We start from the raw sequence: 19,500 nt of genomic DNA on the forward strand, positions 1-19,500 counted from the left end.
TCACTCCGTCTCGTGGTTGGTTGCTGTTCCCGCGACCATGAGCTGGCCCAGCGCCAGCCCGCCGTCGTTCGGGGGGACTTCGCGGTGGCGCAGGACGGTGAAGCCGTCCGCGGCCAGCAGGGCGGCGCACTCGTGCTCCAGCAGGCCGTTGGCGAAGACACCTCCGGTGAGGGCCACGGTGGTCAGCCCCGCGGCCGCGCGGGCCCGGCCGCAGATCCCGGTGACGGCGCGTGCGACACCGCGGTGGAAGCGGGCCGCGAGCACCGGGGCGGGGGTGCCGCGCCGCTGGTCGGCGAGGAGCGCCCGGAGCATCGGCGCCGGGTCGATCAGGTGGCCGGCCGGGAGCCCGAAGGGGTACGCCACCGCGTCGGCGCCCCACGCCCGCGCGGCCGCCGCCTCCAGTTCGAGCGCCGCCTGCGCCTCGTAGCCGGCCCGGTGGCAGACGCCCACCAGGGAGGAGACCGCGTCGAAGAGGCGGCCCATGCTGGAGGTGGCGACGCAGGCCACCCACCGCTCCAGCTGCCTGCGCAGCACGGTGAGTTCGGCCTCGGTGCAGGCGGTGACGGACGGCAGGCCCGGCTCCCAGGGCAGTCCGGCGTCCCACAGCCGGGCCAGCGCCAGCCGGCAGGGGTTGGCGACGCCCGCGTCCCCGCCGGGGAGCGGGGCGGGGACGAGGTGCGCCAGCCGGCGGTAACCGGTGTAGTCGGCGAGCAGGACCTCGCCGCCCCAGACGGTGCCGTCGTCGCCGTAGCCGGTGCCGTCGAAGGCGACGCCGATCACCGGCGTGCTGCCGTCGAGGCCGTGCTCGGCCATCGCGGAGGCGATGTGGGCGTGGTGGTGCTGGACCTGCCGGGGTGGTCCGGCGCCGAGCCGGGCGGACCGCCGGCGGGCCCATCCCGTCGAGTGGTAGCCGGGGTGGCGGTCGGCGGCGACCAGGCACGGGGTGACGCCGGTGAGCCGGGTGAGGTGCCGTTCGGCGCGTTCGGCGGCCTCCAGGGTGGCCAGGTCGCCCATGTCGCCGATGTGCGGCCCGAACCAGGCCTGGTCGCCCTCGCCCAGGCACAGGGCGTTCTTCAGGTCGCCGCCGACCGCGAGCACCGCGGGGACCGGGAGCGGGAGGCGCACCGGGCGCGGGACGTAGCCGCGGGAGCGGCGCAGCACCTGCTCGGTGCCGTCCTGGCGCACCCGCAGCAGGGAGTCGTCGCAGGGTGAGGCGATGGGCCGGTCGTGGCCGAGCCAGGCGTCGGCGAGTCCGGCGAGCCGGGTCAGCGCCTCGGCGTCGTCGGTGACGATGGGCTCGCCCGAGCGGTTGCCGCTGGTCATGACCAGCACCTGCGGGCCCGGGGGGTCGCCGGCCAGCCCGAACAGGAGGGTGTGCACGGGGGTGTACGGCAGCATGACGCCGATGTGCGGGCTGCCGGGGCACACCTCGCCGGCGAGGTGGAGGCCGTCCGGGGGCGTGCGGCGGCGGAGCAGGACGATGGGGCGGCGGGCTCCGGTGAGCGCCGCGCGTTCGGCGTCGGAGAGGTGCGCGACGCGCTCGGCGGTGCGCGGGTCGGCGCACATCACGGCGAAGGCCTTGCCGCCGCGTTCCTTGCGCTCGCGCAGGGTGGCGACGGCCCGTGCGTCGGTGGCGTCGCAGGCCAGGTGGTAGCCGCCGACGCCCTTGACGGCGACGATCCGGCCGGCGGCGAGCAGGGCCCGCGCCGTGGCCAGGGCGTCGGCGTCCCGGGCGGGGCGGACACCGGTGCCCTCGGCGGGGACGAGCCGCAGCCGGGGTCCGCAGTCGGGGCAGGCGACGGGCTGGGCGTGGAAGCGCCGGTCGGCCGGATCGCCGTACTCGCGGGCGCAGGCGGGGCACATCGGGAAGCCGGCCATGGTGGTGGCGGCGCGGTCGTAGGGCATCGCGGTGGCGATGGTGAAGCGGGGGCCGCAGTGGGTGCAGGTGAGGAACGGGTGGCGGTGCCGGCGGTCGGCGGGCGCGGCCAGTTCGCGCAGGCAGTCGGCGCAGGTCGCGGTGTCGGGCGGGAGCTGGGTGCGGCCCTCGGCCCGGTCGGTGGCGCGGATGCTGAACGGGCCGGTGGCGCCGGTGGCGGGCAGGTTCTCGCGGCCGACGCCGGTCACGGCCGCCAGCGGGGGTGGCTGCTCGGCCAACTGGTCGCAGAACCGGTCCACTTCACCGGCCGGGCCCTCGACCTCGATGAGGACGCCGTTCGCGGTGTTGCTCACGAAGCCGGTCAGCGCGAGGTCGGCGGCCAGGCGGTGCACGTACGGCCGGAAGCCCACGCCCTGCACGGTGCCGCGCACGGTGATCCGGCGGCGGACCGCGCCGGTGGCGGGCGCGGTCACGGGGCGGTGGTGGCGGCGGTGTGGTGGTGGTGCCCGTGCGGGTGGGGGGCGAGCGGCGGCCGGTGCGACGGGGCGGCGTGCCGGGCGGCGAGGGTGTGGGCCAGCAGGGTGTCGACGCCGTCGCCGGTGCGGGCGCACGACCGTACGGTCTCGACCCCGGGGTTGACCCGCTGGAGGTTGGCCAGGAAGGCGGCCTCGTCGAAGCCGGCCGCCTCCGCGAGGTCGGTCTTGGTGATGACGACCAGGTGGGCGGAGCCGAAGGCGGTGGGGTACTTCAGCGGCTTGTCCTCGCCCTCGGTGACCGCCATCAGGACGATCCGCAGGCTCTCGCCGAGGTCGTAGGAGGCCGGGCAGACCAGGTTGCCGACGTTCTCCACGAAGAGCACCGCGGTGTCCGCCGGCAGCCAGCCCTCCAGGTGCCCGCGCACCTGCCGGGCCTCCAGGTGGCACAGTCCGTCGGTGAGCACCTGCTGGACCGGCGCGCCCGAACGGGCCAGCCGGACGGCGTCGTTCTCGGTCGCCAGGTCCGCGGTGAGCGCGGCGACCGGGACGTCCCGCTCGACCGCCCGGGCCAGCACCCGGCCGAGAAGCTCGGTCTTCCCGCTGCCGGGGCTGGAGAGCAGGTTGACCACGGTCACGCCCTGCCGCGTCAGCTCCTCGCGCAGGCTCGCGGCCAGGTCGTCGTTCTTCGCCAGGACGGCTTGCTTGACGTCGGACCGGCACATGGGCGCAGCTCCTCGGAGTCGTTCGGCGGAGCCCCGGCCGTGTCCGGTACGGCCCGGGTCTCACCGATCTTCGGCTCCGGCGGGCACATGGCCGGGCAGCGCAGCCGGGTGCGGGGTCCCGGATTCCACCGGGCGGCCCAACGCCGGGGCGGGCGCGGCCGGGTCGGCCAGCAGTACGGGGACCAGCGTGTGCAGCGCGTCCACGGCCCGGTCGACCGCTTCGCGCACGGGTACGCTCAGCCCCGGCGCGATGTCCTCGTCGCCGCGGGGCAGGACGCCGGGCTCGCAGGCCAGCACCAGGACCCGGGGCAGCGGTTCGTCGCCGAGCTGCGCGGCCAGGGCCAGCACCTTCGCCGGGTCCATGCCGTGGGCCTCGGGGACGGCCGTGCCGTCGGGCGGGTCGGCCTCGACGAGGGTGAGGGTGCCGGGGCGGTGCCCGCGCGGGGCGGCGTCGACCAGGACGGCGGTGGCGCAGCCGTCCAGCAGGGTGTAGGCGAGGTCCATGCCGCGGATGCCGAAGTCCCGCACCGTCGCCTCCGGGGGCAGCGGGCGCCGGTCGAGGGCGCGGATGACCTCGGGCCCGAACGCGTCGTCGCCGAGGAAGATGTTGCCGACGCCCGCCACCAGCACCCGGCCGGCCGCGGGGCTCACCGGGCGGCTCCGTCGAACGGGGCCAGCGGGCGGGTGGAGGCGGCCGGCTGCTTGCGGACGAACGCCGACCGCAGGGCGTGGTAGGGGGCTTCGGGGTCGAAAAAGATGGCGTGCATCCGGGCCAGTTCCTCGCGCCGGTACTCCGCGAGCGGGCGCACCTCCTCGTCGGCGCGACGGGCCGCGGCCTTGGCGGCGATCCGCTGGGCGAGGTCGGGGGCGGCGGCCAGCTCGGCGGCCAGCCGCTCGGTCTCGGCGGCGAACTCGCCGGGACCGGTGCGCACGATCCGGTCGGCCAGCCCGGTCCGGGCGGCCGAGGCGGCGCTCAGCGGCAGCGCCTCGGTGGTCAGCCGGTGCGCGGTGGCGGCGCCGACGCGGCGCGGCAGCGTGTACGTCCAGAACTCGGAGCCGTACAGGCCCATCCGCCGGTAGTGCGGGTTGAGTACGGCCCCGGCACGGCACCAGACCTGGTCGGCGGCGAGGGCGAGCATGACGCCGCCCGCGGCCGCGTTGCCGCCGAGCGCGGCCACCACCAGCCGGTCGGTGGTGCGCAGCACGGCCTCGGCCAGGTCGTCCATGGCGTTGATGTTGGCCCAGGACTCCGCGGCCGGGTCGGCGGCCGCCTCGATGACGTTCAGGTGGATGCCGTTGGAGAAGAAGTCGCGTTCCGGGCCGAGCACGAGGACCCAGGTGGGGTCGGCGAGCGCGTGCTCGTAGGCGGCGAGGAGCCGGCGGCACTGGTCGGTGCTCATGGCGCCGCCGGGGAAGGAGAAGGTCAGGAAGCCGACGTCGCCGCGTCTGCGGTAGCGGACGTCGGACCAGGTGCGCCGGTCGGCGGGCAGTTCGAAGGGGACGGGGGCCTCGGGCGGCCGGACGCCGAGGGCGGCGAGCACGGAGGCGGCGGGGCGGCGGAAGGGCGCGGGGTCGCCGGAGTTCCTGCGCGGGCGCAGCTCGGGGATCCACACGGCGCCGTCGCGGGTGGCCCGGCAGACGGCGCCCGCCCGGGTGGCGAGCAGCTCGCCGGGGCGGCCGCGCAGTTCGTCCTCCGGGTGGCCGCCGTGCAGGAAGACCTCGTGGCCGAGGATCTCGTCGAGGACGCCGGGCTGCGAGTCGGCGCCGCGGAGCTTGCGCAGCACGGTCGCGGTGCTGTCGTGGTCCCAGTCGACGCGGCGCCGGTCCTGCCGGAAGAAGTCGCGCCACACGACGTCCGGGCCGTCGCCCGCGTCACTGGTCTGCGGGCGGGGCTTGTACGAGGCATCGGCGTACCGGCGTACAGCCAGCAGGACGGCGGACATCGCGGCGTCCGAGGCCTCGTTGCGGTAGAGGTCGCTCTTGCCGACGGCGGGCACCGGGAACGGCTCCGCGGCCCAGATGTCGCCGGCGTCCATGGCGGCCTCCGCCTGGAGCACGGTCACGCCCCAGTACCCGGCCTGCCCCGCGATCGCCCAGTCCAGCGACGACGGGCCGCGGTCGCCGGGTGGTCCGGGATGCACGATGAGGCAGGTGTGCTCCCGCCAGACGTCCTCGGGCAGGGCCGTCTTCAGCATGGGCGCGACGATCAGGTCCGGGCCCGTTTCCCGGACGGCCGCACGGACGGGTTCGGGGCCGTGCGTGGCGAGGACGACGTCCACCCGGTGGCCCTCGTCCGAGAGTTCGACGTACACGCGTTGGGTGAGACTGTTGAACGCGCTGGCGACGAGCAAAATGTTCATGCCATGGCATGTTGGCCCCTTCCCGGCATACCGGGAAGAACCCGTGCGGTGTTTCCTGGTCCGCCGTCAGGTCCCCTCCTCCATCCGGATCGCGTTCCGCAGGTCCTCGAAGGCCCGCCCCCGCTCGTCCCTGTGGGCCTCCAGCGGGCACCGGCGATCGCGTCGAGCTCGCGCCGGATGGCGTGCCCGGCGAGCTGCTCGAACCGGCCGCGGCGGCGGCCGCCGCGGTGGGCGGGGTTCTTGAAGGTCATGCGGCGAGGCTCACCCCGGCGGGGGGCGGCCATCGCCGGGGCGCTGCTGCCCGGGAGCGTGCACGGGCGCTCGGGGGAGGCGCGTCGAAGCGCGAGGGGGCGCCACGAGGCGCGTGTGAGCGGATGTGACCGGGTGCGACCGGATGCGGCCGGGCGCGACCGGCTCCGGAGCCGTCGGGTGACGCGCCGTCAGGCGGCCAGGGCCGGGCCCGTACGGAGACGCTCCAGGAGCTGGTCGCGGTGGAGGTCGGCCACGGGTGCGAGGAGGTCCGGGTGCCTGAGCAGCGCCGCGGCGCTGCGGTCGCCGTCGTCGGGGTCGAGCAGGCGGCGGAACTCGGCCGCCGGGCCCGCGGTGTGCTCTCCCCCGGCCAGCGCGCCGACGGCGGTGCCCGCCAGCTCCGGGTCGGTGAGCAGGCCGGCGGCCCAGCTCGCGACGACCTCGTCCACCCAGGTGCGCCACGCCCAGTCCTGCGGCGTGTCCTCGCCGGCCGCGTCGGCGCCGGTGATCCAGTCCAGGCGGGCCGCGCCACCGGGCCCGGCCAGGGTGACGAGCCCGGCGTCGAGCTCGGTCGGGTAGCGCAGCCACGCGGCGACCGTCACGGCCTGCCGCGCCTGCGCCTCGCACAGGGCGGAGGACAGCGCGCCGCCGCAGGGCGGGTAGGCGCCGGTCAGCCAGCGGGCCGTCGCGGCGATCAGGGGGGACAGGTCTGTGAGCACTACCGGGCCGTCCGAACTGCGTGAGGGGAACAGGGGCTCGACGTCACGGTAGCCCGCGGCCGGGCGCGTTTGGAGGGGCTGGGAACTTCGTCATATGTGGCTTGGCCCACGTCACGGGCGCCGGCCGACGTGTGGCCGGTGACCGCGGGGGAACTCGGGGCGCGCCCGCCGGAGGGCGGGCCGCACACCAGGGAGGTTCGATGACGACGGACGCCGGCCGGTACGACGACCAGGACGAGGTGCCCCTCACGGGGTACGCGGCCCTCGCCTCCGTCCTGGCGGCAGGCGTCGGCGCCTACACGCTGGTGGCCAGGTCCCGGGGAGTCCGGCTGCCGGAGCGGCTGCCGCCCTGGGACGTGGCCCTTCTCGGGGTGGCGACGTACAAGACGTCCAGGCTGCTGACCAGGGACAAGGTGACAAGTTTCGTGCGCGCCCCGTTCACCCGCCGGACCGGCCAGGGCGAGGGGAGCGAGGTCCTCGACGAACCGCGCGGCACGGGCCTGCGGCGGGCGGTGGGCGACCTGCTGTCCTGCCCCTTCTGCACCTCGGCGTGGGCGGCGACGGCACTGGTCTGCTCGTACACCGCGTCCGAGCGCCTGACCCGCGTGGTGTGCGGGGGTCTCGGAGCGGTGACGGTGGCGGACTGGCTCCAGTACGCGTGGACCTGGACCCAGCAGTCGGCCGAGGAGTGAGGTGCCGGGCGCCCGCGGCCCCGGGGCGGCCGGGGCCCCGCGGCCCGTGTGACGCCGACGATCCGCCGGTCCCCCGGCGGCCGGGGCGCGGCATCGTGAGGAAGGAAGCCCCCTCATGCATCACGACGAGATGATCGGAAAGGTCCAGGCGCTCGCCGCGCTGCCGGACCGCGGGGCGGCCGAGCGGGCCGCGCGCGCGGTGGTGAGCACGCTGTCGGAGCGGCTGCCGTCCGGGCTCGCCCGCCATGTGGCCGCTCAGCTGCCGCCCGATCTGGCGGCCCCGATGCGCGAGGCGGCGGACGCCTCGGCCGCCCCCGACTCGGGCACCGCGGGTGAGGCGTTCGGGCTCGCGGTGTTCGCGGGGCGGATCGCCGACCGGGCCGGGACCGACGAGGACACCGCGCTGCGGGAGGCCGCCGCGGTACTGGAGGTGCTGGACGCGGCCCTGGCCCCGGAGCTGACCGAGCGGATGGCCGGGGCGCTGCCCGCCGACATCCGGGACCTGTTGCCGGTGGGGCGCGCCGAGGACGACGGCGGCGGCACGGGCTAGCGCGGGGCGGCGCACGCTCCTATCGCCGGTGCGGTCGTGTCCGGGGCCGCCTGAAGAGGGACCTGCGCCGGGCGTGGCGGGCGGACGGGGCCGCCCGGGTGACCCAGCGGTCCTCGACCCGGTCCAGGCCGTAGAGCAGCACGCTGAGCACGGGGAGCAGCAGAAGGGCGACGGTGACCACGGGGGGCCTCCTCCCGGCCGGCGAGCCGCCCGGGTGCCCCTGCTCGGGCTCCTCCCACGCCCGCGGGTGGTGAAGGTCCTGTGACCGCGCGTTGTACGGCGCCCTCCGCCGGGATACCCGTACCGTTCTCCGCAGGCGTGACGGTCCGTGAGGACCCGGATGCGGAACGCAGTAGGAGGCGCGGTGGGCGGTGCGGGACGGCGGACGGGTGCGGGGCGCCGGGCGGGCGGCACGGTGCCGGTCCGCCGGCCGGCACACACCGTACGGCTTCCGGCCGGCGCGCGCTCCGAGCCGGACGGCCCGGCCGGCGCGCGGGTGGTGCCGTGGCTGCGGCTGGCCGCCGCCTACGCCTGGCGGCTCGTCCTCGTCGGCCTCGTCGTCTACGGCGTCTTCACCATCCTCGGCCGCTTCCAGCTCGTCGCCGTCGCCGTGTTCCTGGCCCTCGTCGTCACCTCGGTCCTGCGCCCGCTCGCCGACCTCCTGAACCGGGTGCTGCCCCGGCCGCTGTGCGTGGCCGTCGCGCTGGTGGGCAGCCTGCTCCTGCTGATGGGCCTGCTCGCGCTGGTGGGCGACGCGGTGGCGGGCCAGTCGGGCACGCTCGCGAACGAGTTCCGGGGCGGGTTCCACCGGATCGAGCTGTGGCTGCAGCGGCCGCCCTTCCGGCTCAGCGCGGGCCGACTCAACGCGCTGGAACGCCAGGTCACCGACTACTTCTCGGCCCACCGCGCCGACCTGCTCAGCAGCGCGGTCTCGCAGGTCGGCCGGGTCGTCGAGGTGGTCACGGGTGCCGCGCTCGCGCTGTTCACGTCCGTCTTCTTCATCCACTCCGGCGAGCGCATGTGGGGCTGGACGCGCGACCAGCTCGTACCGAGCCGGGCACGGCCGGCCTGGGACACCGCCGGGCGGGCGGCGTGGATCACGTTCGCCGGGTACACGCGCGGCATCATCATCGTGGCCGCCACCAACGCCGTCCTGGTCGGCATCGCGCTGCTCGTGCTGCGGGTGCCGCTCGCGCTGCCACTGGCGCTGCTGGAGTTCTTCGCCGCGTTCGTGCCCCTGGTGGGCTCGCCGGTGGCGCTCGGAGTGGCCACGATCGTCGCCCTGGCCGGGCGCGGGCCGCTCACGGCCCTGGCCGTACTGGTGCTCATCGTGGTCATCGGCCAGATCGAGGGGCATGTGCTGCACCCCCTGGTGATGAGCTGGGCGGTCCGGCTGCACCCGCTCGTCGTCGCGGTGTCCGTCATCGCGGGCAGCATCGTCGCGGGGGTGATCGGGGCGGTCGTGGCGGTGCCGATCGTCTCGGTCCTCTGGGCCGTCCTGCGCGCGCTGCGCGCGGTGCCTCCGTGAGCCCGGCGCGACGAGGCCGGGCGCCGGGGGTGACCGCGCAGGTGGGGGGCGGAGCCCGGCGCCGCCGGCGAGGCGGCGGGGGTGCATGGACGGGGGCAGAGGTGGCACCCGGAGCCTCGTGCGTGGGATGAGAGTGAACCGGCGGACGCTGCGGCGTGACGGGACGGCCGCGGTGACGGCCCTGCGACGGGCCTGGGCGGAACCGGGCCGTGAGCGCGATCTGGCCGTACAGGCCCTCAAGGCGGCGCTGGCCGCGTGGGTGGCCTGGGCCGTCTCGGGCTGGTGGCTGCACGCACCTGTGGCGTTCGTCGCGCCGTGGGTGGCGGTGGTCCTGGTGGAGTCGACGGTGTACCGGTCGATAGCGCGCGGTCTGCAGCAGCTGGCGGCGATCGCCGTCGGGACGGTCGTCGCCACCGCGATGGGGCTGCTGCTGCGCGACACGATGACCGCCATGGCCCTGGTCATGCCCGTCGTGATGCTGCTGGGCCACTGGCGGCGCCTGGGCAGTCAGGGCATCTACGCGGCCACGGGCGCGCTGTTCGTCCTGACCAGCGGTCCGGTGGCGCTGTCCACGTCGGCGGCCCGGCTCGGCGAGGGCCTGTTCGGCGCCGTGGTGGGCATCGCCGTGAACGCGCTGATCCGGCCGCCGGTCTACCTGCGCGACACCCGCGCCGTGCTCCGGGACGCGACGGACGAGGCCCACGACATCCTGCGGGCCGTCGCCGACGGGCTGGCCGAGGGCCGGTGGGACGCCGAGGAGGCGGGCGCCTGGCACGAGCGCGCGCTGCGCCTGCGCCGCCTAGTCGAGCAGGCGCACTCGTCGCTGGAGCGGAGCCGGGAGAGCCTCCGGGTCAACCTGCGGCACCGCGGGCGTGCCGCGTCGGCCGGCAAGGGGTACGACGACGCGGTCCTGGTCCTCGACTACGCCTCCGTCCACACGACGGGCGTGACCCGTACGGTGCTCGAGGCGACCGCCGAAGAGCGGGCCGAACACCGCCCGCACCCGGAACTCTCCCGCCGCTACGCCCGGTTCCTGAACCAGACCGCCCGGGCGCTGCACCTGTACAGCAACAGCCGGTTCGACCACGCCCGGGACGACGAACTGCGCGAGGCGGTCTCGGAGTTGCGCGACACGCTCCAGGAGCTGCGCCGGGACCTCGCCCGCTCGACGACGGACGACCCCGACGAGGTGGCCACCTACGGCACCCTGCTCGCCCAGGCCCACCGCCTGGCCGACCGCCTGGTGGCCTCGGCCACCTGAGGGGCGCCGGGCGGGGGGACGGCCGGCGCGTGCGGCAGGGCCGGGGTCAGACCACCCCGAACTCCGCGGGGCCCACGGCGAGGGTTCCGTCGGTCAGGGGGCGGCAGCGGACTCCCCCGCCGCCGCGCAGCGCCCGCTGCGCGCCTGGGCCCAGCGTCGCGTCCATCCACGCGCACGGCCTGGCCGCGGTGCGCACCTCCAGGGTCACGGGTCCCGTGCCGCAGTCGAGGAAGACCGTGGAGCCGACGAAGGCGTCGATGTCCACACCGCGCAGCAGCACGTTGCGCCGTGTGCGCAGCAGGTCGGCCTCGCCGGCCGGGGGCCGCGGCAGGCGCTCGGCGGCCATGAGGGTGATCGAGGCGTTGCGGTGCGCGGGACGGTTGAAGTACCGGTCCCCGACGATGCCGAGGCCCGCGCGGACCTCCGCCGACGGCACCAGTTCGGCGCGCGGCAGCTCGGGTACGCCGTCGCCGGGCCGACCCGCGAGCCGGTGCACCGGCGAGACCAGCAACTGGACGATCTCCACGTGCGCCACGCCCCGAGCCTAGTTCCCCGCCCGCCGCACCGGCCCACGACGCCCAGCCGATGCTCCGCGCCGCACCACCGGCGCCGGCACCGGTCCCGGCACCACTGCCGGCACCGGCACCCGCGACACCGGCGGCCGGCAGGGCGGTCCCCGCAGACGGCGGCCCGCCTGGCGCGGACGCGGGCGCGATGGTGGCGCTGCGGGACGTGTCGGCGCGAGGCGTGCCGGTCGGCTCTGCCGTGAGAGGGTTCCGTGCGGGTGGCCGAGGACGGGACGGGTGGCCGGGGAGGGCACCCCGCCGGCCGGCCGACGTGCCCGCGCGGCATGATGATCGCCATGACTCCGATCACCGGCCTGGACCTGTCCGGCTTCACCGAGCGCGAGCCCGGCGTGTGGACGGACGAGGCGGGACTCGTGCTCTCGGTCCACTTCTTCCCCCTCGTCCCCGATCTGCCCGCCCCGCTCCACGAGTTCGAGCGTCTGCGGAGCATGCTCGCGGCCGGGGTGGGCAGCCGTGGCGGCAACCTCATCGAGGCGGTGCCCGGCACGCTGCACGGCGTCCCGGGCCTGCGTCAGCTGCTCAAGGTGCCGCTGCCCGGCCGGCCGCACGGCCAGGCGTTCATCGGCTCGTGGACGGTACCCAGGGCGGCGTGCAGCACGGTGCTGAAGGTGCAGGCGGCGGAGGGGCAGATGACGGGGCTGCGCGAGGCCCTGGTGGCGGACCGGGTGGGCCCGGAGAACTACTTCCGGCCGCACCCGTACGCCGCCGGCGGCCAGTTCGGCGGTCTGCCGACGCACGTGGCCGACGACGAGGAGTGGGACGCGCAGTTCCCCGACCACCCGCTCACCCGGGTGCGCGCCGCGCTGCACCGCATCACCCCGACGGTCACGTTCGACGAACGCTTCCGCCAACTGCCCCCGTTCGGCGGCCCCGCGCAGCCGCCGCACCCCGGTCCCCCGCCCGCCGCACCGTTCACTCCCCCGTTCCCTCCCCAGGCCGCGCCGCCCCCCACGCCGCCGCGGCGCGGCTGGTTCCGCCGCGGCCCGGGACGCTGACGACGCACGGGACCGGCCGGCTCAGCGCGCCGGCTGCCACTCGAACAGCAGGATCGTGGCGTCGTCCCGGAGCCTGCTGTCCCGCGAGTCCAGCAGGGAGTGGATCAGGCGTCTGAGCGTCTCGGGCGCGAGTTCCCCGCTGGCGCTCGCCCGGATGACGTAGTCGGCGAACCGGCCGAGCCCGAAGAGCTGTCCGTCCGCCGTACGCGCCTCGGTGACGCCGTCGGTGTACAGCAGCACCCGGTCGCCGGGCCGCAACCGGGCCTCGTGCACCCGGCGGCCGCGGGCGGAGAGCAGGGTGCGCAGTCCCATGGGCGGGTCGGCCTCCCGCTGCAACGCGTCCGCCACCAGCCGCTGGTCGCGGATGAGCAGCGGCGCCGGGTGGCCGCAGTTGGTCCAGCGCAGCACGCCCGAGGTGTGGTCGAGCTCGGCGAGGACCCCCGTGCAGAACTGGTCCGGAAGCCATTCGCCGAGCGCCTGGTCGACGTTGTCGACGAGCGACCCGAGGTCGGCACCCGAGCGCCGGGCGTTGCGGCAGGCCGCGAGCGCCACGGCGCTGGTGAGGCCCGAGGCGAGATTGTGCCCCATGGCGTCGAGGACGACGGCGTGCAGCGAGGTGGCGGTCAGCGAGTGGTCGAAGGCGTCGCCGCCGATGTCGTAGGCCGGTTCGAGCACCGCGGTGGACACGACCTGGGCGTTGCCGATGGTGCGCGGTGGCAGGAAGGCGCGCAGCATCTCGGCGGGCAGCTGCATGGCCTCGGTGCGGGTGCGGCGCACGAAGGAGTCCGTGTACATGCGCTTCGAGGAGATCATCGTCGCGAGGAGCGCGGCGAGCGCCCGGCTCTGCCGCAGCGTCTCGGCGGTCAGCGCGTGCGTGTGCACGCCGAGGACGCCGAGCCGTTCGGCGCCGTCCAGCAGCGGGAACCACGCGGTCACTCCGTCCCGGTCCGACTCCTCCACGCGCAGGGCCTGGGTGCGGTAGGTCCAGCCGGCGACCGAGCCGTCGACGGGCAGCGTGGCGGTGACGTCGGTCAGCGGGACGAGATGGCGCTGCTGCAGGTCGGCCAGGTAGACCACGGCGTGCCGCAGGCCGAGCACCTTGGCGCAACGGGCCACGACCGTGGACAGGTCCAGGGTGCAGCTCGCGGGATCGGCGAGGAACTCCTCCAGCGGCGCACCGGTCGCCTCCGCCGTCACGTCGTCACCGCCCCACGTCCACTGGTCCGTTCGGGGTACGCATCCTGTCCTCTCCGCCGGACGCCGGACGCCGGGCATCGGTCGTCACTGCGCCGGGCGGCGCCGCCGGGCCCGCGGGACCGGCGGCGCACGGGCGCTCTCGACGGGGTGTCAGCCGGTGCCGGTGGCGAGGCTCTTGACGCGGTCCGCGGCGCCGTTGAACCTGTCGTGGTCGCCGACGGTGGGTCCGGAGGAGGTGTACTGCCACATGGTGTACACCGACCAGCCCGCGGGGAGCGTGCCCGCCGTGGAGGCGTACCGGGCGATCCAGAGCGGGTTGGTCGCGCCGAAGCCCGCGTAATTGCCCGTGCACTGGCTCCACCAGCTCGTGGCGGTGTAGATGACGGCGTCCCGGCCGGTGCGGGACTTGTAGCGGTCGAGGAAGTCGCGGACCCAGGTGACCATTCCGCTCGCGGACTTGCCGTAGCAGTCGTCGCCGTAGGGGTTCCACTCCATGTCGAGCGCGCCGGGCAGGGTCTTGCCGTCCTTGGACCAGCCGCCGCCGTGGTCGACGAAGTAGTCGGCCTGGGCGGCGCCGCCCGAGGTGTCGGGGGTCGCGAAGTGGTACGCGCCGCGGATCATGCCGGCGTCGTACGAACCGGAGTACTGCGAACCGAAGTAGGGGTTCGTGTAGTACGTCCCCTCGCTCGCCTTCGTGTACGCCCACTGGACGCCGCTCCCCCACAGCGTCTGCCAGGCGACGTCCCCCTGGTAGCTGGAGACGTCCACGCCTTCGGTCTGCGTGGTCCGGGAGCCGGTCGGGGTCTCGTCGTCGGTGGCGTCGGAGCCGTCGTGGGCCGGCACTCCCATACCCATGTAGGCGCTGCCCCGTTCGGGCAGGGAGCCGGCCGCCGAGGGCGGGGCCGAGAGGATCGGCAGGAGGATCAGGAGGCCGGTCAGCGCGCCGGTGAGAGCCCGGCGGGAGCGGCTGCGGTGAAAGGCTATAGGGCTTCGCACAGGTTCCATCTGACCCGCGGTCGGGGCGTGCCGCACTCCGGATACCGCCCAACGAAGCCATGCCGACCCGCGATTACGCCATGTGAGTGGTACGGGGGGCCGGGCGCGCGTGGCCGTGGGCGGTGCCGGGAAGGGCACCGCCCACGACCGCCCGTCCGACGGTCAGCCGTCGATGCGGTGCTGGGTCCAGAAGGAGGTCAGGTCGGTGCTCGTGGCGGCCTGGGCGGCCGCCTTGAACTCGGCCGTGGTCGACACGCCGTACCAGTGCGCGGTCGCGTAGTCCTTGAGCAGCTTGGCCATGGCGGTGTCGCCGAGGACCCTGCGCAGGTCGTGCAGGGCGCACTTGCCGTAGCCGTAGACGACGGTGGAGTACCGGGAGGAGTGCGCGTCCCAGTAGGCCATGGAGTTGGTGATCTTCTCGGCGCTGGAGTCCCAGGAGACGCTGTTCCAGCAGCCGGTGCCGGTCTTGCCGAGGGCGAGGTCGGTGGAGTAGTCGGTGAACGCCTCGTCCAGCCAGGGGCTGTTGTACTCGTCGTCACCGACGATGCCGTACCACCACTGGTGGCCGATCTCGTGGGTGAGTGCCGTGGTGCTGACCAGGTCGAGGACGAACCCGGGGTACTCCATCCCGCCGAACCAGTAGTTGTTGTCGATCACGGCGTCCAGTTCGCCGTACGGGTAGGCGCCGAAGCGGGCCGCGTGGGCGTCGACGGCGGACTTGGCGGTGCTGAGCATGGACTGGGCGCTGGAGGAGCTGATGCCCGAGACGGAGTAGATGTTCACCGGCACGCCGGCGGACGAGGTCCCGGAGATCTTGCTGAAGGGCCCGGCGGCCCAGGCGAAGTCACGGACCTTGGCGGCGGTCGCGGTGGTGACGGTGCGGCCGCTGGAGCCGGGGGTGTCGGTGGAGGTGCCGGTGGCGGGGACCAGCAGACCACTGGGGTGGTCGAGGGTCACCTTGAAGTCGGCGGCCAGGGAGTAGAAGGACTCGCCGTTGTCGGTGTACGGGTCCAGGTGCCAGCCCGAACCGTCGCGCACCGCGAGGACGGGCAGGGCGTTGCCGATGAAGCTGAAGGCTCCGTCGTGGCCGAACCGGTCGGCGCCGCTGGGCACGGTGATGCCGAGGTCGAAGCCGATGGTGGCACTCTGGCCCTGGTTCAGCGGCGAGGGCAGGGTGATCTTCAGCGCGGTGCAGTTCACCGAGAGGGCGCCCGCCGTGCCGCCGGTGACGTTGGTGACCGTGATGGGCATCGCCGAGCAGGTGCCGTGGTAGTTGTCCCACAGCCGCAGGTAGACCTCGCTGAGGGCGGTGGCGGAGGCGTTGGTGAACGTGGCGCTCTCGTGCCCGTTCCAGACGGTGCCGCCGGTGTCGCTGCTGAGGCTGACGGTGTAGGAGGGCGCGGCCGGGGTGCGGACCGTGTCCGCCGGGGGCGGGGTGGTGCCGCCCGAGGTGTCGAGGGCGATGTCGTCGAGGACGAAGCTGGTCTGGAGGCTGGAGTCCTCGGTGCCGGTGAAGCCGATGTTCACGGTCTGCCCGGCGAAGGACGACACGTCGAACGACTTGCGTACGTAGCCGGTGGCGCGGTCCAGGTTCGAGTAGGTCGCCAGCGTGGTGCTGCCGATCTTCGCCGTCAGCTTGTCGTACGCGGTGGACGAGGTCGTCTCGTCGGTGTCGATGTGGAGCCAGAAGCTGAGGGTGGCGGTGGCGCAGCCGCTGGGGATGGTGACGCTCTGGGAGAGGGTGTCGGTCCGGGTGCTGCCGACGCCGTCCAGCCAGGCGTACGACGAGCCGCCGTGGGCGGTCTGGCCGCTGCGGCTGGTGATCAGGCCGGACGAGGACTGCGTCCACGGCGAGGTGCCGCTTTCGAAACCGCCGTTGGTGACCGACTGCGCGGGGGTGCAGTCGGCGGCCACCGGGGTTTTGGCCGGCCGGGCGGCGGCGGGGGTGACGGGGAGGCAGAGGGCGACGAGCGCGGCGGCGGTGAGCACGCCTGCGCCGAGGGCCTTGTGGGGGGTCGGTCTCACACACTGCTCCTTTGCGACGGCCGGGGTTCCGGCCTGCTCGGATGGCCGCAGGGCCGGCCGGGGTGCGCCGGGGCGGCCGCTGGTGGGGTTGCGCGATCGCTGTGCGGAGAGGTGCGCCGCACCCCTGGGGTCGGGGCACGGACTGCCGAAAGCGTGACAGATTTGACCGGGCCATGCCAGAAGGGGTGCGGAAGTGGGTGGCCGGACTCCTGATCCTTGCTGAGCCCCACACTCAGGCTCGGGCAGGGGACGTGGCGATCAGCCGGCGGCCGGCAGGTGGGCGAAGACCGCGCGCGGGCGGCTGCCGTCCGGGGCCGACCAGCCGCCGGTCACCTGGCCGACGGTGTCCCGCCCGGGTGACCTCGCCCTTGGGGTCGTCCAGCCGGAAGCCACCGGACTTTGCGGCTCCCCCTTCCCGGCCGGACGTCAATGTTCGTTCCCGCTTCTGGCCCGGGCGACCTACCGGACGGTATACAGGCCCGGTTGACAGCGCGGTCCGCCTCGGCGCGGGCCGCGCGCGACGTCCCGGCCTCAGGGGGAGGAACCCATGGCGAACGACAGCGTTGCGGCGGAACCGGCGAGATCCCGGCGGCGGAGTGCCGTGCTGGGGGCGGCGATCGGGGGCTGCGCCCTCGTCGCCGCGTCGACGGCACCCGCCGCCGCGCACCCCGCCCATCCGCGCGACCTCACCTACGTCTCCCTCGGGGACTCCTACACCTCGGGGCCCGCGATCCCGGGCCAGGTGGACGCCGGCTGCGCCCGCTCCGACCACAACTACCCCTCGCTGCTGGCGGCCCGGCGGGGCGTGACCGCGTTCAAGGACGTGAGCTGCGCGGGGGCCACGACCGAGGAGATGTGGAAGGCGCAGGGCACCAACGCCCCCCAACTCGACGCCCTGGGGCGGAACACGGACCTGGTGACGGTGCAGATCGGCGGCAACGACGTCGGCTTCGGCCCGATCATCAGCACCTGCGCCCGGCTCGGCGTCCAGGACCCGGCCGGCAACCCCTGCGAGCGCTCCTACCGGGCCGCGGGCTACGACCGGCTGGCGCTCACCGTGCTGCAGACCGCGCCGAAGATCGACCGGGTGCTGCGGGCCGTGCACGCCCGCGCCCCGCACGCGCGGGTGCTCCTCGTCGGCTACCCGGACCTGCTGCCGGACGACGGCAGCGGCTGCTTCCCCTCGGTGCCGTTCGCCGAGGGCGACTTCCCCTATCTGCGCGACACCGAGAAGCGGCTGAACCTGATGCTGCGTCTGGTGGCGTCGTGGAACCGGGCCGAGTACGTCGACACCTACGGTCCCACGGTGGGCCACGACATGTGCAAGGCGCCCGCGGACCGCTGGATCGAGCCGTTGCAGCCGGCTTCGCCCGCGGCCCCCGCCCACCCCAACGCCAAGGGCGAGGCGGCCATGGCCGAGGCCGTGCTGGACCGGCTCGGCCCCGCTCGCGGACGCGGCTGAGGTCCTCGGTCCGCCGCGCGACGGCCTCCGCCCGGGCGGGCGGAGGCCGTCGCGGTCGTGAGGAACGGGACCGTGGCATCAGCCGCCGAGCGCGGCCTGGACCACCGCCTTGGCCTCCTCCTGCACCCGCGCGAGGTGGTCGGGGCCGTGGAACGACTCGGCGTAGATCTTGTAGACGTCCTCCGTGCCCGAAGGGCGGGCCGCGAACCAGGCGTTGGCGGTGGTGACCTTGATCCCGCCGATGGCGGCGCCGTTGCCCGGCGCCTCGCTGAGCACACCGGTGACCGGCTCGTCCGCGAGGGTGTCGGCGGTGACCTGGGCCGGTGACAGCTTGGCCAGCAGCGCCTTCTGCTCGCGGGAGGCGGGCGCGTCGATCCGGGCGTAGGCGGGTTCGCCGAAGCGGGCGGTGAGGTCGGCGTAGTGCTCCGAGGGGGTCCGGTCGGTGACGGCCGTGATCTCGGAGGCGAGCAGGGCCAGCAGGATGCCGTCCTTGTCGGTGGTCCACACCGAGCCGTCGCGGCGCAGGAAGGAGGCCCCGGCGGACTCCTCGCCGCCGAATCCGAGGGTGCCGCCGGCCAGTCCGTCCACGAACCACTTGAACCCGACCGGGACCTCGACGAGCCGGCGGTCCAGGTCCTCGGCGACGCGGTCGATCATCGTGGAGGACACCAGCGTCTTGCCGATGCCGGTCCCGGCCGGCCAGCGCTCGCGGTGGCGGTAGAGGTAGGAGATGGCGACGGCCAGGTAGTGGTTGGGGTTCATCAGCCCGGCGTCCGGGGTCACGATGCCGTGGCGGTCGGCGTCGGCGTCGTTGCCGGTGGCGATGCGGAAGCGGTCGCGCTGCTCGATGAGCGAGGCCATGGCGTACGGCGAGGAGCAGTCCATGCGGATCTTGCCGTCCCAGTCCAGCGTCATGAACCGCCAGGTGGGGTCGGTGTGCGGGTTGACCACGGTCAGGTCGAGCCCGTGCTCCTCGGCGATCCGGCCCCAGTAGGCGACGGAGGCGCCGCCGAGCGGGTCGGCGCCGATGCGCACCCCGGCGGCGCGGACCGCGTCGAGGTCCAGGACGCTGGGCAGGTCGCCGACGTAGGCACCGAGGAAGTCGTACCGCCCGGTGGTCCCGGCGGCGAGCGCACGGGCGTACGTCAGCCGCCGTACGTCTTTGAGGCCGCCCGCGATGATCTGGTTGGCGCGGTCCTGGATCCAGGAGGTGGCGTCGGACGCCGCGGGTCCGCCGCTGGGCGGGTTGTACTTGAAGCCGCCGTCGGCGGGCGGGTTGTGCGACGGGGTGACGACCACGCCGTCGGCGAGGCCCGAGGAGCGGCCCCGGTTGTGGGTGAGGATGGCGTGCGAGAGCGCCGGGGTCGGCGTGTAGCCGTCCGCGCTGTCGACGAGCACCGTCACGTCGTTGGCGGCGAACACCTCGAGGGCGGTGGCCCTGGCGGGCTCGGACAGGGCGTGGGTGTCGGCGCCGAGGAACAGCGGGCCGTCGATCCCGTTGGCCGTCCGGTACTCGACGATGGCCTGGCTGGTGGCGGCGATGTGGTCCTCGTTGAAGGCGGTCGCCAGGGACGAACCGCGGTGCCCCGACGTGCCGAACGCCACCCGCTGCCCCGGGTCGGCCGGGTCGGGGTGCAGCGTGTAGTACGCCGTGACCAGCCGGGCCACGTCGACAAGGTCCTCGGGACCGGCCGGCCGGCCGGCTCGCTCGTGCGGCATGAGTCCGCTCCTCCGCATCGGTGTGGTCGATCACTCGGAACCCATCTTTCCTCGTCGGGGCTCCGGCATGCGAGTGCGCCACCGGC

General features: G+C 74.9%; 17 protein-coding genes. 6 read left to right on the forward strand and 11 right to left on the reverse strand.

The genetic code is table 11. The annotated features are described in order from the left end of the window. The 5 genes from hypF to B446_RS03620 form a co-directional block, all read right to left on the reverse strand. Complete coding sequence (hypF, locus tag B446_RS03600) at positions 1 to 2,349, reverse strand: carbamoyltransferase HypF (protein WP_020938049.1); 2,349 nt, start codon at positions 2,347 to 2,349, stop codon at positions 1 to 3. Beyond that, positions 2,346 to 3,074, reverse strand: a complete 729-nt coding sequence (hypB, locus tag B446_RS03605) for a hydrogenase nickel incorporation protein HypB (protein ID WP_020938050.1) — start codon at positions 3,072 to 3,074, stop codon at positions 2,346 to 2,348. Before hypB ends, hypF begins: the two co-directional genes overlap by 4 nt. 60 nt (positions 3,075 to 3,134) lie before the next feature. Continuing rightward, on the reverse strand, positions 3,135 to 3,725 hold the full coding sequence (locus B446_RS03610) for a hydrogenase maturation protease (protein ID WP_020938051.1): 591 nt from the start codon (positions 3,723 to 3,725) through the stop codon (positions 3,135 to 3,137). Then, entirely contained in the window at positions 3,722 to 5,434 is a 1,713-nt protein-coding gene (locus B446_RS03615) for a hydrogenase maturation protein (protein WP_043474689.1), read from the reverse strand. Before B446_RS03615 ends, B446_RS03610 begins: the two co-directional genes overlap by 4 nt. Before the next feature lie 440 nt (positions 5,435 to 5,874). Beyond that, entirely contained in the window at positions 5,875 to 6,402 is a 528-nt protein-coding gene (locus B446_RS03620) for a hypothetical protein (RefSeq protein WP_020938053.1), read from the reverse strand. A gap of 200 nt (positions 6,403 to 6,602) precedes the next feature. On the opposite strand from B446_RS03620, the gene B446_RS03625 reads away from it, so the two are divergent. Together B446_RS03625 and B446_RS03630 are read left to right on the forward strand one after the other, a co-directional pair. After that, positions 6,603 to 7,094 carry a DUF1360 domain-containing protein gene (locus B446_RS03625; protein WP_020938054.1) on the forward strand — a complete coding sequence of 164 codons (492 nt, stop codon included), beginning with the start codon at positions 6,603 to 6,605 and terminating at the stop codon, positions 7,092 to 7,094. Between the two features lie 115 nt (positions 7,095 to 7,209). Then, entirely contained in the window at positions 7,210 to 7,644 is a 435-nt protein-coding gene (locus B446_RS03630; RefSeq protein WP_020938055.1) for a DUF2267 domain-containing protein, read from the forward strand. Positions 7,645 to 7,663: 19 nt separating this feature from the next. Here the strand turns inward: B446_RS03630 and B446_RS39170 are convergent, their stop codons facing one another. Further along, complete coding sequence (locus B446_RS39170; protein WP_158506741.1) at positions 7,664 to 7,825, reverse strand: hypothetical protein; 162 nt, start codon at positions 7,823 to 7,825, stop codon at positions 7,664 to 7,666. 159 nt (positions 7,826 to 7,984) lie between these two features. Here B446_RS39170 and B446_RS03635 point away from each other — a divergent pair, with 159 nt between their 5' ends. Together B446_RS03635 and B446_RS03640 are read left to right on the forward strand one after the other, a co-directional pair. Continuing rightward, positions 7,985 to 9,172: an AI-2E family transporter gene (locus tag B446_RS03635; protein WP_043474691.1), complete on the forward strand. Its 1,188-nt coding sequence runs from the start codon at positions 7,985 to 7,987 to the stop codon at positions 9,170 to 9,172. Positions 9,173 to 9,299: 127 nt separating this feature from the next. Next, positions 9,300 to 10,433, forward strand: coding sequence for an FUSC family protein (locus B446_RS03640; protein ID WP_052352121.1), 1,134 nt, complete (start codon positions 9,300 to 9,302; stop codon positions 10,431 to 10,433). A gap of 46 nt (positions 10,434 to 10,479) precedes the next feature. Here B446_RS03640 and B446_RS03645 read toward each other — a convergent pair whose 3' ends face one another. Beyond that, on the reverse strand, positions 10,480 to 10,968 hold the full coding sequence (locus B446_RS03645; protein WP_020938058.1) for a hypothetical protein: 489 nt from the start codon (positions 10,966 to 10,968) through the stop codon (positions 10,480 to 10,482). Between the two features lie 327 nt (positions 10,969 to 11,295). Here B446_RS03645 and B446_RS03650 point away from each other — a divergent pair, with 327 nt between their 5' ends. Next, entirely contained in the window at positions 11,296 to 12,015 is a 720-nt protein-coding gene (locus B446_RS03650) for a hypothetical protein (RefSeq protein WP_043477499.1), read from the forward strand. Between the two features lie 21 nt (positions 12,016 to 12,036). Here the strand turns inward: B446_RS03650 and B446_RS03655 are convergent, their stop codons facing one another. The 3 genes from B446_RS03655 to B446_RS03665 all read right to left on the reverse strand — a co-directional run bounded on the left by B446_RS03655 (position 12,037) and on the right by B446_RS03665 (position 16,233). Beyond that, complete coding sequence (locus B446_RS03655) at positions 12,037 to 13,212, reverse strand: PP2C family protein-serine/threonine phosphatase (RefSeq protein WP_020938060.1); 1,176 nt, start codon at positions 13,210 to 13,212, stop codon at positions 12,037 to 12,039. A gap of 150 nt (positions 13,213 to 13,362) precedes the next feature. Then, positions 13,363 to 14,217, reverse strand: a complete 855-nt coding sequence (locus tag B446_RS03660) for a lysozyme (RefSeq protein WP_043474694.1) — start codon at positions 14,215 to 14,217, stop codon at positions 13,363 to 13,365. 153 nt (positions 14,218 to 14,370) lie between these two features. Then, entirely contained in the window at positions 14,371 to 16,233 is a 1,863-nt protein-coding gene (locus B446_RS03665) for a M1 family aminopeptidase (protein ID WP_020938062.1), read from the reverse strand. Between the two features lie 547 nt (positions 16,234 to 16,780). On the opposite strand from B446_RS03665, the gene B446_RS03670 reads away from it, so the two are divergent. Then, positions 16,781 to 17,695, forward strand: coding sequence for an SGNH/GDSL hydrolase family protein (locus B446_RS03670; RefSeq protein ID WP_193384427.1), 915 nt, complete (start codon positions 16,781 to 16,783; stop codon positions 17,693 to 17,695). A gap of 78 nt (positions 17,696 to 17,773) precedes the next feature. Here the strand turns inward: B446_RS03670 and pgm are convergent, their stop codons facing one another. Further along, on the reverse strand, positions 17,774 to 19,414 hold the full coding sequence (pgm, locus tag B446_RS03675; RefSeq protein WP_020938064.1) for a phosphoglucomutase (alpha-D-glucose-1,6-bisphosphate-dependent): 1,641 nt from the start codon (positions 19,412 to 19,414) through the stop codon (positions 17,774 to 17,776). Positions 19,415 to 19,500 lie beyond the last annotated feature (86 nt).

It is taken from the genome of Streptomyces collinus Tu 365 (assembly GCF_000444875.1).
Lineage (GTDB): Bacteria > Actinomycetota > Actinomycetes > Streptomycetales > Streptomycetaceae > Streptomyces > Streptomyces collinus_A.

Bases quoted from the DNA above. Each gene is read 5' to 3' on its own strand.
- B446_RS03615 (WP_043474689.1), bottom strand. From the start codon at position 5,434: ATGAACATTTTGCTCGTCGCCAGCGCGTTCAACAGTCTCACCCAACGC.
- pgm (WP_020938064.1), bottom strand. From the start codon at position 19,414: ATGCCGCACGAGCGAGCCGGCCGGCCGGCCGGTCCCGAGGACCTTGTC.
- B446_RS03660 (WP_043474694.1), bottom strand. From the start codon at position 14,217: ATGGAACCTGTGCGAAGCCCTATAGCCTTTCACCGCAGCCGCTCCCGC.
- B446_RS03640 (WP_052352121.1), top strand. From the start codon at position 9,300: ATGAGAGTGAACCGGCGGACGCTGCGGCGTGACGGGACGGCCGCGGTG.
- B446_RS03635 (WP_043474691.1), top strand. From the start codon at position 7,985: ATGCGGAACGCAGTAGGAGGCGCGGTGGGCGGTGCGGGACGGCGGACG.
- B446_RS03670 (WP_193384427.1), top strand. From the start codon at position 16,781: ATGGCGAACGACAGCGTTGCGGCGGAACCGGCGAGATCCCGGCGGCGG.
- hypB (WP_020938050.1), bottom strand. From the start codon at position 3,074: ATGTGCCGGTCCGACGTCAAGCAAGCCGTCCTGGCGAAGAACGACGAC.
- B446_RS03650 (WP_043477499.1), top strand. From the start codon at position 11,296: ATGACTCCGATCACCGGCCTGGACCTGTCCGGCTTCACCGAGCGCGAG.
- B446_RS03625 (WP_020938054.1), top strand. From the start codon at position 6,603: ATGACGACGGACGCCGGCCGGTACGACGACCAGGACGAGGTGCCCCTC.
- B446_RS03630 (WP_020938055.1), top strand. From the start codon at position 7,210: ATGCATCACGACGAGATGATCGGAAAGGTCCAGGCGCTCGCCGCGCTG.